The organism is Veillonella atypica KON (assembly GCF_002959915.1).
Lineage (GTDB): Bacteria > Bacillota > Negativicutes > Veillonellales > Veillonellaceae > Veillonella > Veillonella atypica.
In genome coordinates this window covers 106988-120534 of sequence record NZ_PPDE01000011.1, presented here as the reverse complement: position 1 = coordinate 120534, position 13547 = coordinate 106988, and the positions used below count along the sequence as shown (strand labels likewise).

15 protein-coding genes and 1 pseudogene are annotated in these 13547 nt (G+C 39.4%); all 16 read left to right on the top strand.

What is annotated here, in order from left to right:
* Window positions 1–8 precede the first annotated feature (8 nt).
* Window positions 9–959 (top strand): S66 peptidase family protein, encoded by a 951-nt coding sequence (locus tag VAHSUH02_RS09525; protein WP_005383118.1) that lies wholly within the window; start codon window positions 9–11, stop codon window positions 957–959.
* A 20-nt stretch (window positions 960–979) separates the two neighbouring features.
* On the top strand, window positions 980–2128 hold the full coding sequence (locus tag VAHSUH02_RS09520; RefSeq protein WP_005383113.1) for an amidohydrolase: 1149 nt from the start codon (window positions 980–982) through the stop codon (window positions 2126–2128).
* A 100-nt stretch (window positions 2129–2228) separates the two neighbouring features.
* Entirely contained in the window at window positions 2229–3785 is a 1557-nt protein-coding gene (locus VAHSUH02_RS09515) for an ABC-F family ATP-binding cassette domain-containing protein (RefSeq protein ID WP_005376611.1), read from the top strand.
* A gap of 8 nt (window positions 3786–3793) precedes the next feature.
* Window positions 3794–4357, top strand: a complete 564-nt coding sequence (folE, locus tag VAHSUH02_RS09510; protein WP_005383112.1) for a GTP cyclohydrolase I — start codon at window positions 3794–3796, stop codon at window positions 4355–4357.
* Window positions 4350–5183 carry a dihydropteroate synthase gene (folP, locus tag VAHSUH02_RS09505; protein ID WP_005379818.1) on the top strand — a complete coding sequence of 278 codons (834 nt, stop codon included), beginning with the start codon at window positions 4350–4352 and terminating at the stop codon, window positions 5181–5183. The genes folE and folP overlap by 8 nt, the downstream gene beginning before the upstream one ends.
* 10 nt (window positions 5184–5193) lie before the next feature.
* Window positions 5194–5556 carry a dihydroneopterin aldolase gene (gene folB, locus VAHSUH02_RS09500; protein WP_005379804.1) on the top strand — a complete coding sequence of 121 codons (363 nt, stop codon included), beginning with the start codon at window positions 5194–5196 and terminating at the stop codon, window positions 5554–5556.
* Window positions 5556–6026: a 2-amino-4-hydroxy-6-hydroxymethyldihydropteridine diphosphokinase gene (gene folK, locus VAHSUH02_RS09495; RefSeq protein ID WP_005379800.1), complete on the top strand. Its 471-nt coding sequence runs from the start codon at window positions 5556–5558 to the stop codon at window positions 6024–6026. Before folB ends, folK begins: the two co-directional genes overlap by 1 nt.
* Before the next feature lie 29 nt (window positions 6027–6055).
* Window positions 6056–6862, top strand: a complete 807-nt coding sequence (locus VAHSUH02_RS09490; RefSeq protein WP_005383111.1) for a hypothetical protein — start codon at window positions 6056–6058, stop codon at window positions 6860–6862.
* A pseudogene (locus tag VAHSUH02_RS09485) lies at window positions 6856–6954 on the top strand (GlsB/YeaQ/YmgE family stress response membrane protein); the annotation flags it as partial. The gene VAHSUH02_RS09490 and the pseudogene VAHSUH02_RS09485, both read left to right, overlap by 7 nt.
* Window positions 6955–7042: 88 nt before the next feature.
* The gene (locus VAHSUH02_RS09480; RefSeq protein ID WP_038148760.1) at window positions 7043–7990 is read left to right on the top strand and encodes an L-lactate dehydrogenase; all 948 of its coding nucleotides are present in this window, start codon (window positions 7043–7045) and stop codon (window positions 7988–7990) included.
* 124 nt (window positions 7991–8114) lie between these two features.
* Entirely contained in the window at window positions 8115–8441 is a 327-nt protein-coding gene (locus VAHSUH02_RS09475) for an FtsB family cell division protein (RefSeq protein ID WP_005379832.1), read from the top strand.
* Between the two features lie 57 nt (window positions 8442–8498).
* A complete protein-coding gene (locus tag VAHSUH02_RS09470; protein ID WP_005379830.1) occupies window positions 8499–8900 on the top strand; it encodes a S1 domain-containing RNA-binding protein in 402 nt (133 codons plus the stop codon).
* A gap of 95 nt (window positions 8901–8995) precedes the next feature.
* Window positions 8996–9898 (top strand): Ppx/GppA phosphatase family protein, encoded by a 903-nt coding sequence (locus VAHSUH02_RS09465; RefSeq protein WP_005383109.1) that lies wholly within the window; start codon window positions 8996–8998, stop codon window positions 9896–9898.
* Window positions 9879–10895: a tRNA lysidine(34) synthetase TilS gene (tilS, locus tag VAHSUH02_RS09460; RefSeq protein WP_005383107.1), complete on the top strand. Its 1017-nt coding sequence runs from the start codon at window positions 9879–9881 to the stop codon at window positions 10893–10895. The genes VAHSUH02_RS09465 and tilS overlap by 20 nt, the downstream gene beginning before the upstream one ends.
* 24 nt (window positions 10896–10919) lie before the next feature.
* Window positions 10920–11462 (top strand): hypoxanthine phosphoribosyltransferase, encoded by a 543-nt coding sequence (gene hpt, locus VAHSUH02_RS09455; protein ID WP_005383106.1) that lies wholly within the window; start codon window positions 10920–10922, stop codon window positions 11460–11462.
* 121 nt (window positions 11463–11583) lie between these two features.
* A complete protein-coding gene (gene ftsH, locus VAHSUH02_RS09450; RefSeq protein WP_005383102.1) occupies window positions 11584–13494 on the top strand; it encodes an ATP-dependent zinc metalloprotease FtsH in 1911 nt (636 codons plus the stop codon).
* The last annotated feature ends 53 nt before the right edge of the window (window positions 13495–13547 follow it).

The following is a 13547-nucleotide window of genomic DNA, read 5'->3' as shown; positions in this document are numbered from 1 at the left end:
GAGGAATTATGGAGTGGAAGTATCCAAGATGTTTAAAAAAAGGTATGACTATTGGGTGTATAGCACCTGCAAGTAGTAGTGATGAGTCTTTAGACGCGATACAACAAATATGCGAGGAACATGGTTATCAGATTATATTTGGTGAATCTTGTTATCGCACTGGCTTGTATGGGGGCAGCCCTGAGGAGCAGGCACAAGAGTTTGAATGGATGATGACTGCTGCCCCATGTGATGCGGTGTTAGCGTTACGTGGCGGGTATGGTACGATGCGCTATATTGATCGTCTTGACTACACCGCTATACGTGAATATGGAAAGCCATTTATTGGCTATAGTGATTGTACAGCGTTACACATGGCTATCAATCGATATAGTCGTCTTGTTACGTATCATGGGCCAATGGGCGTAGATTTTACTAAATCACGAAATGAGGATATACACCATTTATTTGAGGTGTTAGAAGGTAAACTTCGTGTTATTGAGCCTTTACCTGAGCCGCCTCGAGGGGCTATTGGTACAGAACTAGGGGACGGCATATTGCGCGGTGGCAATATGACTATGCTTTCCATGCTGTGTGGCACACCCTATTTCTTAGAGGATGATAGTATAGAGGATACGATTTTATTTATAGAGGATGTTGGTGAAGCACCATATAAACTAGATCGTATGTTACAACAATGGAGATTATCCGGCTTGTTAAGTCGGATAAAGGGGATGATGATTGGCACCTTTACCGATTGCGAAGGGGATGAGGACGAATCTGATTACGACATAGGCTATGAAGCTCTTCGATATATGGAAGAAAATAGAGCAGTACATCTATCTGATCCCTTTGTATGCTATGTGCCAACGGGACATGGTACACCGCATCAGACATTGCCATTAGGTGGGCATGTTCATTTTCGATATATTTCTAATACAATCGTATTATCGCCTTATACAGAACAACGTACATTATAAGGTGGCATGAGGATGGATATATGAATTTAAAGAACCGAGAAATTCAAGCGTGTACCATAATTGATGGTATACAAGATGAGTTGAAATCGATTTCGTTATTTTTACATAACAACCCTGAATTAGGTCAACAGGAGGTGCGTGCTGTACAAACAATTAGCCGTTATATGGAGCAACATGGCTTTGATACGACTGTAGGGCTAACAACATGCCCTGAATTGCGTACCGCTATGCGAAGTGATATAGGATTAGATCGTTTGCATAAAATGGCTTTTTTAGGTGAATATGATGCACTGCCTGAATTAGGTCATGGGTGTGGACATAACTTAATCGCCATCATGAGCATGGGTGCCGCTATAGCGTTTAGTCAAATCGCTCGCGATACATGGGGAACGACATTTTTTGGCTGCCCAGCTGAGGAGACAATTGGTGGCAAGGTATTTATGGCTAATGAAGGGCTTTTTAAAGGCTATGATGGGGCTCTCATCATTCATCCAGGCGGAGAGAATGAGGTGGGCGGTACCTCGCTGGCTACCCATCCTCTAGAGGTAACCTTTCATGGTCGGTCATGTCATATTGCATCTTTGACTGACTCTGGAATTAATGCGTTGGATTGTGCTGTCGATTTATATCAATCTATTAAAATGATGAAACAAGATATCTTTCCCAAAGAGGCCATCGTAGGTGCCATATTTACTCAGGCTGGCACTGCACCTAATGTGGTAACCGATAAGGCTACATTACGGATGACAGTACGTGGCGCTACTGTATCTGATTTAGAAGATATTATTTTACCAGCTATTAAAGCAGAGGCTAATCGCATTGCTACAAGCTATGGTGCTACTGTAGATATGCATCACTATGAACCTTTATTTAAGGATATGAGGCAAGATGAACGTTTAGTATCCTTGTTTGATGAGGTGATGACTGAGTTTGGTGAAAGCCCACGAAAATTACCACCCGATGAGGCTGATGGCAGTACCGATGTAGGAAATGTATCCTATGAAGTGCCTACAGCGCAGCCTACTTTGAATATAGGAAATCAGTTAGAAGCACATACACCTGAGTTTGCTTGTGCTGCAGGGTCTACTTATGGATTGGACCAAGCTATTAAAGGTGCCAAGATTATGGCCGTTGTTGCCTTGCGTTATGCGGAATCATTAGAAGTGTAAATTTTGACATATCTAGTGTAATCAAGGTACAATAAATATATTAATTAGTGTGAACTAAGCCGTCTTATTTAGACGGCTTTTATTCCGATGGAGATAGATAATGAGTGTATTAACAGTATCCCATGTGACTCATGGCTTTGGGGCACGACAAATATTAGATGATGCATCGTTCCGACTGTTAAAGGGGGAACATGTAGGTTTAATAGGTGCTAATGGAGAAGGTAAATCTACCTTTTTAAACATCATTACCGGCAAACTACCACCTGATGAAGGCAAAATAGAGTGGTCCAATCAAGTAACGGTAGGTTACTTGGACCAGCATGCAGTACTCGAAAAGGGCATGACAATTCGCGATGTATTACAACGTGCCTTTGATGATTTGTATGTTATGGAGTCAAAGATCAATGATGCATACAATAAAATGGGTGATGTATCAGAAGATGAAATGAACCGTCTCTTAGAACAAGTCGGTGAATGGCAAGAAATCTTAGAACAACGTGGGTTCTACGAGATTGATGCGGTCATTGAACGAACTGCACAAGGTTTAGGGCTTATGGATATTGGTTTAGAGCGTGATGTATCTGAGCTAAGTGGCGGTCAACGTACGAAGGTTTTGTTGACGAAACTATTATTAGAAAAGCCGACCATATTGCTGTTAGACGAACCAACAAACTATTTAGATGTAGAACATATTCATTGGTTGCAAAACTATTTGCAAAATTACGAGAATGCATTCATTCTAATCTCTCATGATATGGAATTTTTAAATTCCGTAGTCAATGTCATCTATCACATTGAGCAAGCTGTCCTTACTCGATATACGGGGGATTATCATCAGTTTCAAGCTGCTTATGAAGTTCAAAAGGCACAGGCGCGTAAGGCTTATGAACGACAACAACAAGAAATTGAACGTATGGAGGATTTCATTCAACGCAATAAGGCACGTGTGGCTACGCGCGGTATGGCAAATTCCCGTGCTAAACGGTTAGAAAAAATGGAAATCCTTGAAAAACCGAAGGAATATATCAAACCATCCTTTGGCTTTAAAGAAGGTCGTACACCTAGTCGTTTTATTGTTGAAGCCTTTGGCCTTGAGATTGGTTATGATGAACCGCTCACCAGACCTGTAGACTTTCAAATTGAACGAAACAAAAAAATCGCTATCCGCGGTGTCAATGGTTTAGGTAAGACCACATTATTAAAGACCATTTTAGGACTGTTAAAACCTGTCAGTGGTGAATTGGTGAAGGGTGATTTCCTCGAAGTAGGTTATTTTGCTCAAGAGGATGCACCGTCTAATTCAGAAACTGCGTTAGACTATATTTGGAATGAATATCCGGCTATGACGAATGCCGAAGTTCGTGCAGCACTAGCGCGATGCGGATTGACGAACGAACACATTACATCTCAAATGCGTGTCCTATCCGGTGGAGAAAATGCAAAGGTGCGACTCTGCAAATTGATGCAGAAGAAATATAATGTTCTTGTTCTTGATGAACCGACAAATCATTTGGATATCTATGCTAAGGACGAATTGGCACGGGCATTGCGTGAATTTAAGGGAACCATTGTTCTCGTTAGTCATGAACCGGAATTCTATGAAGGTTGGGTTACCGATATTTGGAATATAGAGGATTGGACAACGAAGATTGTTTAGGAGGGCCTATGAATCAACTTGCGAAAGAAGGTATAGAACAGTTTTTACGTGCTCTATCCGTTGATACAAAGGCGCCAGAGTTAGAAAAAACACCGACCCGTGTAACAGAATTATATGAAGAGCTGTTTTCTGGTGTCGGAAAGGAGACAAAGGAACTCTGGGGGGAACTGTTTTCTACGGACTACAATGGTTTGGTAGCCGTTACAGACATTCCATTTTATTCAATGTGTGAACACCATCTATTGCCATTTTTTGGTACAGTAGATGTGATATATCAACCACATAGTGGTTGTGTAGCTGGCTTAAGTAAGTTTAATGATATAATTACGGTGTTAAGTAGAAAGCCACAATTACAGGAACGCTTGACTCGAGAAATCGCTGATGCTATAGAACGTGATTTATCAGCTGAAGGTGTTTTTGTACGTCTTAAAGCAACACAATTATGTATGTTGATGAAGGGGACTTTGCAACAAGGCTCGCAAGTTGTTACTATAGAAAGTAGAGGCCTATTAAGGGAGGCTGGCTCTTTGCGAGATGAAGCATTGGCTATGTTAGGAGGCACAAATGTATAAACGTAGACAATATACTTGGAGTGATGGAAAATCATTACGCTTATTTGACCATACATTAATTATGGGAATCTTGAATGGCACACCAGATTCTTTTTCTGATGGCGGATTGCATAATACACCAGAAGCAGCAGTTACATGGACTAAACAAATGATTCAAGATGGGGCTGATGTCATCGATTTAGGTGTTGAATCTACACGCCCTGGATGTACTCCATTGAGTGCGGATGAAGAAATTGAACGCCTTAGCGTACTACTGGATCCTGTATTAGAAGCATCTTCTGTTCCGGTTTCCATTGATACATACCATGCAAAAACTGCAGATTATGCATTCTCTAAAGGGGCGCATATTCTAAATGATATATGGGGATTGCATTATGATCCTGATATGGCAGCTGTAGCAGCAAAATATCGTGTACCAGTTATCATTATGCATAATAGCAATGATACAAATTATGATGACATCATTGAAGATATGAAAGCCTACTTTTTCTCGGCCGTTGATAAAGCGTTAAAAGAAGGTGTACAACCACAAAATATTTGGCTCGACCCAGGTATTGGATTTGGCAAAACCGAGGAACAAAACATTGAGGTATTACAACGTTTAGGCGAAATTACAGCTTATGAATATCCGGTGTTATTGGCACCTAGTCGAAAACGCTTTATAGGTTCAATGCTCGGTGGTTTACCTCCAGAAGAACGCGATGAAGGGACTGTTGCTGCTTGTATTACAGGGGTATTCCAAGGAATTGATATGGTTCGCGTGCATAATGTATTGATGCATAAACGAGCTCTAGCTGTAGCAGACGGATTGTTGCGGGGCGAATAAGGAGTTTACTATGGATAAAATCATATTAAAGAATATGGCTTTTTATGGGTATCATGGTAATTTAGATTCTGAAAAATCACAAGGTCAACGATTCTACGTAGATGTTGAAATCAAGACTGATTTAACAAAACCAGGTCAAACAGATGTGTTAGAGGATTCTATCAACTATGTTGAGGTTTACGACATGGTAGCTTCCATTATGACTGGTGAAAGTTGTAATCTCTTAGAACATATAGGAGCATTGATTGCCGATACATTGTATCAACACTTTCAAGGTATTATCGGCCTTAGTGTAGCCGTACGAAAACCGTCTGTGCCGATAGCTGGTGTATTAGATTATGTAGAAGTTGTAACGACTCGAGGTCAAATTTAATGTATACATACTATATTAGTGTAGGTTCTAATATAGGAAATCGCCGTCAGTTTATTATGAGCGCATATGATTCGCTTTCAATACATCCTCAAGTTCATGGGATTACTAGTTCTTCTGTTATGGAGACAGAACCTTGGGGCTATACAGAACAAGATGTGTTTTTAAACGCTGTTTGGCGTGTATCTAGCTCCTTAGAACCTCATGATTTACTCGATGTCTTACAGTCATTAGAGTGTGAGGCTCAACGTAAGAGGGATATTCATTGGGGACCAAGAACACTTGATCTAGATATTGTATATGCCCTATCGGATGATGGTGCGTGTATGTATATTAATGATGCTCGATTAGTGATTCCTCATCCCTATTTTTGGGATAGACTATTTGTTTTGGAGCCCTTGCTGGAGCTAGATAAAGAGTTTACATATAATGGGGAATCCATAGGTGATAGGATTCAAACACTAAAGAAATAATATGAGATGTGTATTCATAAGGGGTTAAAATGAATGCAAAACGACTGGGCTTTATCATTGTTGCCATTCTTTTAATGGGGTTGTCCTATTGGGCAATGTCAATGGTTAATGATGATGTAAAGTCTGTGAAAGTTGATCCAGAACAGCATACATTAATGGTTACATCAAATGATGCTATTATATCGAAGCGACTGTTGGCGATGAAGCAAATCGGTGATAATGTATATTTTTTAGGTTATGAAGGTTATGGTATTTATAATGTAAGGGATAATACCATTCGCCTTAATGCAGTTCAATTTAAGGGAACACATATTGATCCAGGGCAACTAAAAAACTATCAAAAGGGCGTGCGCCATGTTGAGAATATAAGTAGTTTTCGGGATTTTACAGCTGAAGAACAGCATAACTTTACCGATATGTTAAATGCTACGGATAAGGGGGCTCATTATATAGAGCCTTATTATCAATCCGGTTATGAATCATCTCTCATCGATTTGGATACATCGTTTTTTATCACGAATAATGTAAAGTCGCTTAAACAAAGAGATGCTAAAATATATATATTGGATGGTTCAGGATTTATCATTATTGATCAATCGAAACAAGAAATTCAGGGATATTTTAATACTCGTATTCTAGGAGAAGGAACAAAAGGGATTCCAGATAGCTTGAAAGGCTATTATGGTTCTCAATTTATACGAATCTATGCATTAAATAAAATAGATCCAGATGATTTGACTATTTTATGGAATATGCGTAAACAATATGTAGAGAAAAATAAAATTGATGTACAAGGGCAGAATTTATTTCCTTTAGAATTATCTGACGTACATTAGCTCAAAGTCTTGCGGGTATGGCCTTAATTCCATCCATTGTAGGTGTAGTTATCGTTATTGCTGTAGTGAGTTTCTTTTTTGGAAGGGACTAACAATATATTTAAAAAAGGACTATTATAGTAAGTGGCTATAATAGTCCTTTCAATTATTTATAAACCAAATGGTATTGAGGAGGCCCTTATGAAATTACGTAAAGTAGGTATTATCGGAACTGGACATGTAGGCTCGCATGTAGCCTTTTCTTTAGCTTTGCAAGGCGAAGTTGATGAGTTATATATGATGGATATTGATGAAAAGAAAGCTAAAGCACAGGCTATGGATGTTAATGATGCGGTTAGTTATATACCTCATCGTGTAACGGCTACATCTGGTCCGATTGAAGACTGTGGTGATTGTGATATTCTTGTTTTTAGTGCAGGTCCACTACCTAATTTATATCAAGATCGCCTAGAAAGCCTTGGTGATACAATCGCAGTACTAAAGGATGTTATTCCTCGCATTAAAGCATCTGGATTTAAGGGCTTTATTATTTCTATATCTAATCCAGCAGATGTAGTGGCTACGTATTTATGTAAACATTTAGATTGGAATCCAAAGCGCATTATTTCGTCAGGTACAGCGCTAGATTCTGCAAGATTGCAAAAAGAGTTAGCTCATATATTCGATATTAGCAATCGAACTATTACTGCTTATTGCATGGGTGAGCATGGCGCAAGTGCTATGGTGCCATGGTCCCATGTGTATGTACAAGGCAAGCCGTTAGTAGAATTGCAAAAAGAATTGCCTCATAGATTTCCAGAACTAGATCATAAACAAGTGTTAGATGATGTTAAAATTGGTGGATATCATGTGTTGGCAGGCAAAGGCTCTACGGAATTTGGTATAGCAAGTGCCACCACAGAGTTAATTCGCTCTGTATTCCATGATGAGAAAAAAGTATTGCCATGTTCTTGTTATTTAGATGGTCAATACGGGGAAACAGGCGTTTTTGCATCCACACCTGCTGTCATTGGCAAGGATGGCATAGAAGATGTTCTTGAATTACAAATGACAGAGGATGAATTGGCTTTATTTAAGAAATCCTGTGCGGTTATTAGAGAATATGCAAAAAAAGCAGAAACTATGTAATGTACCTTAAATATATTTCAAAATAAATCTACTTTTATACAATTTTCTACCTATAATTTCCTAGGGGTTCTGTGGTATAATTTGTTATTATGTATATAGTTAATACTATTTTTGGGGGCGCTGCATGAAACAATCTGAACATCGTGAAAAACCGATAAAGCGTAGACGGGTGCAACGAAATCGACGCGCTGAAGATCGTAAGATTGTCATTATGTGGGTGAAACGCATTGCCGTTGCAGTAATGGTTATGCTTTTACTTGGACAAGCATATCGCTTAGTAGCTATATATCAAGAAAAACAACATATTGAACAACAATTGCAAGAATTGCAACAAAGAAATGATGAATTAGAACAAGAAAAAGCAAAGCTACAAGATCCTAAGAATATTGAAAATGTAGCACGTGAGCAATTAGGCCTCGTTAAACCAGGTGAAGTGCCATATGTAAAATAATCTTGTCATCATTAGTGTAGTTTTAGTTTATATTTTGAGGTTTTATTAGGAGGTTGCATGGCAATCGAAGTTGGTAGCGTTTTAAACGGTACAGTTTCCGGTATTACAAAGTTTGGTGCTTTTATCGATTTAGGTGATAAACAAACAGGTTTAGTTCATATTTCAGAAGTAGCTCATGGCTATGTAGAGGATATTAACGATGTACTAAAAGTACAAGATGCAGTGAAGGTAAAGGTCTTATCTGTAGATGGTAGTAAAATTGGTCTTTCCATTCGTCAAACTCAAGAAAAACCACAAGTAGAGGAACGCCGTCCAGAGCGCCGTGTACAAAGTCGACAAAGTGCAGAGTCTTTTGAGGCAAAGATGAAATCATTCTTGCGTGATAGCAACGAGCGATTACATGATTTAAAACGTAATACAGAAGGTAAACGTGGTGGCCGTGGCGGTCGTCGCGATTAAAATAAAGAGATGGTTTCGGCCATCTCTTTGTGCATATACTTTAAAATTGCAATTATAGTGGGTAATTAATAGAGGGATAATAAGGAGGGGCGACTATGAAAGCTGCTATTATCGATGTAGGTTCTAATTCTATTCGATTATTACTAGGAACTTATATAGATGGTCAATGGCATAACGAACCAAAGCGGTTATGGACAACGCGATTAGGCAAACGAAATGAAGATGGATTGTTAACGACAGAATCGATGGACGCATCTTATAAAGCCTTTTCTGAAATAGCCACTCTAGCGAAAGATTATGGTGTAGACCATTGTCTTGCATTTGCAACGAGTGCCGTTCGAGAAGCATCAAATGGCATTGCGTTTATGGAGCAAGCCATGACATATTGCTCCATGACGTATCGTATCTTAAGTGGTGATGAAGAAGCAGTTTATGGATTTAAAGGCGCTTTACAAGATCGTTTAGCTGACGGATTACATTATGCAACCATTGATATTGGCGGTGGTAGTACTGAGTTGGCACTCGGTTCTAAAGATAGCATCTATTGGAGTCGCTCCTATCCGGTTGGTGCGGTACGCCTTAGACCTCTTTCGGATGAAGGCCCTCAACGAGTATGGGAAGAAACACGGTTTTTATGGGACCCCATGATGATAGAGGGTACGTTCGGTGATTTCATTGGTATCGGAGGCACTATTACAACCTTAGCGGCTATTGATTTAAAAATGACAGAATATGATGGCCATAAAATTCAAGGTCATAAGCTTTCTAGAGAATGTATAGAAGGCATTATCTTACAATTGCGCTATATGAGCCGTGATGAGCGTTTACATGTACCAGGACTACAGCCTGGGCGTGCAGATATTATTGTAAGTGGTGCAGAAATACTAACATCATTTATGGATGCTTATGAGGTGCCTCATATTTTTGTAAGTGAACAAGATGGTATGGAAGCATTACAACAAGAATTGATTACAAGTTATGATGAGACAGCACAGTAAATCGACTCCTAAACAAATCAAACAACTCCATAGAAGGGTTAATAAGACATTAAAGGATTCCAATTTATTTCCTCATGAGGCACGAATCTTAGTTGCTTGTTCAGGGGGCCCAGATTCTATGGTCTTATTAAATGTTTTGCAATATGTAAAGGTACATAGAAAAGCACGATGGACTATTGGCGTTACTACTATGGATCATTCTATTCGCAGAGAAAGCCTAAGTGAATTGCAAATGGTTGCATCCTATTGTAATAAGAACAATTTGCCATTTTGGGGTGTTAAAAAGGATATTCCCACTATGGCCGGGGAGCGAAAGGAGTCGTTAGAGACTGTTGGCCGATGTGAGCGCTATAAGTGGTTCAATGAATTAGCTGACCGTGAACATTATGATTATATTGTCACTGCTCATCATAAGGATGATCAAGGGGAAACCATTTTAGCACACATATTGCGCGGGTCTGGTATCAAAGGTATTACCGGCATGTCTGTGATAAGTCATGATTACGCTGTTCCTATAGTTAGACCGCTATTGTCGGTTACAAAAGATGAAATATTAGAATATGCTCGTTTGCAGGATATTGAATATTGTGTGGATACGTCTAATGAAGATGTGAAATATAATAGAAATCGTATTCGTCATGAGGTAATTCCTACGCTACAAACCATTAATCCTAATGTAGTAGATGCCTTATGTAGATTGGGTGATATTGCTCAAGTTGATGAGGCGTATCTTAATGGTGAAAGCCAGCGCTTGTTTATACAATTAGTACAATCTGTAGATAATGGATTTCAGGTATCAAGGCGTCGTATGCGTGCATTACCGCTCGCTATGCAGCGGCGATTGTGGCAATTGATGATACCCAGTGTTTCACTATCCCTAGCGCATCAAGAACAATTGGCCCATATCATACGTACGGGGGAAGCTAAAACTTTCACCATTCAAAAAGTTACAATTAACGCGCAATGTGATACAATACATGTGTATTGCAAACATTAGATATAGATCCGGGAGGTCTTATATATGCATCAAGATGTAAAAGAAATTTTATACTCTCAAGAACAATTAGCAACTCGCATTCGTGAGTTAGGTGCTGAGATTAGCAAAGATTATGCTAATGAATCTGTTGTATTAGTCGGCGTTTTGAAAGGCGCTATTGTTTTCTATACCGATTTAGCTCGCACCATCGATGATTCAGTAGATGTATCATTCGATTTTATTTCTTGTTCTAGTTACGGTGATGGTACAACAAGTACTGGTGTGGTTCGTATTTTAAAAGACTTAGATCGCTCCGTAGAAGGTAAAAATGTACTCGTTGTAGAAGATATCGTAGATACGGGCACAACTCTTCATTATTTATTGGATAATTTGAAGGCTCGTGGCGCTAAGAGTGTTCGACTTGCTGCCCTTCTTAATAAACCGGAACGCCGTAAAATGGATGTAGATGTCGATTATGTAGGCTTTACAGTTCCAGATTATTTTGTTGTTGGTTATGGCCTTGATTATGCAGAGCAATATCGCCAATTACCATATATTGGTATTTTGAAAGAATCTGTTTACCAATAAGGGTGTAATATATTTATAACTAAATAATGGCGAGTATTTGTTCGCCTTATATGGTATAATATAATAATGCATATCATTATGCATTATTAGGTTATACATTACATGTGAAAGGAGTAATTTTTTGAGTCAATTTAGTAAAAAACTCGTCCTTTACTTACTTATCATTGCAATTGCCGTTTTCGTTATAGATTCCCTTGCAGGGCAGAATACTAATAAAGCCGAAATGAGTTATACCGGTTTTGTTCAACAGGTACAACAAAAAAAGGTTGAATCTGTAACGATTACAAATGACCATGGAATCAAAGGAAAACTAAAAAATGGTACAGATTTTGTGTCCTATGCACCATCTGATGATACGTTGATCAAAACGTTGACAGATAATGGTGTTGAAATTACTGCTGCACCACCTGAACAACCTTCTTGGTGGGTTAGTTTATTAGGCTCCGCGATTCCTATTATTATCCTTGTGGTTGTGTTCTTCTTTATTATGCAACAAACCCAAGGTGGTGGCGGTCGCGTAATGAACTTTGGCAAAAGTCGTGCTAAGATGATGGGCGATGGTAATGTAAAGGTTAAATTTAGTGATGTAGCTGGTGCCGAAGAGGCAAAGCAAGAATTGACAGAGGTTGTTGAATTCTTGAAGGACCCAGGTAAATTTACAAGTATTGGTGCAACCATTCCGAAAGGGGTCTTGTTAGCAGGACCTCCAGGTACAGGCAAAACCCTATTGGCAAAGGCTGTAGCTGGTGAAGCCGGTGTTCCATTCTTTACCATTTCCGGTTCCGATTTCGTAGAAATGTTTGTCGGTGTCGGTGCATCTCGGGTGCGTGATTTATTTGGCCAAGCGAAGAAAAATGCGCCTTGTATCATTTTTATCGATGAAATTGATGCGGTAGGTCGTCAACGTGGTGCTGGTCTTGGTGGCGGTCACGATGAACGTGAACAAACGCTAAACCAATTACTCGTTGAAATGGATGGCTTTGGTGCCAATGAAGGCATCATTACCCTTGCAGCAACTAACCGACCAGATATTTTGGACCCTGCATTATTGCGTCCTGGTCGCTTTGATAGACAAGTTGTTGTTGGACGTCCAGATCTTCATGGTCGTGAAGCAATCCTTAAGGTTCATGCACGTAATAAACCATTAGCAGATGATGTAGACTTAAAAACGATTGCTAAAAAGACACCTGGCTTTACTGGTGCTGATTTGAGCAATTTGTTAAACGAAGCCGCATTGTTAGCTGCGCGCTTAAATAAAAAGGTTATCACCATGGCTGAATTGGAAGAAGCCAGTGAAAAGGTTAGCATGGGCCCTGAACGCCGCAGTCATATTGTGAGCGAAAAGGATCGCAAATTGACCGCTTATCATGAATCTGGCCATGCTATCGTGGCTCATTTATTGCCACATGCAAACCCTGTTCATAAAGTAACGATTATTCCACGCGGTTATGCTGGTGGTTATACAATGATGTTACCTAAAGAGGAACATGATTATAAGACTAAAGCACAACTATTGGCGGACATACGCGTAGCACTTGGTGGTCGTATTGCAGAGGCTCTTGTACTTGGCGATATCAGTACAGGCGCATCTGGCGATTTACAAAGTGTAACGAATACGGCACGTTCTATGGTTACTCGTTGGGGGATGAGTGATACGTTGGGACCAATTGTATTTGGTGAACAACAAGAGCAAGTATTCCTCGGCAAAAATATTGGTCATGAACGCAACTATAGTGAAGAAGTTGCAAGTAAGATCGATGTTGAAATTCATCATATTGTAGATGAAGCATATCGCGATGTAGAACAACTCTTAACAGATAACATGGATTTCTTACACAATATGGCAAAGGCTTTATTAGAAGAAGAAACTATTGATGCTAAGGCTGTTGAAAATCTTCATAAATATGGTACTACTAAGGCTCCTGATGAAACAGAAGCGCCTACAGCAAGTCATATGGATGCGGTGATTTCCATGCCTAATGCTACTGAAGAAACTAAGACAAGCTCTACAGAATCTGATGTACAATCTTAATACATAATTAAAAGGGGCTACCTTTAGGTAGCCCCTTTTACTGTATGTGAAAT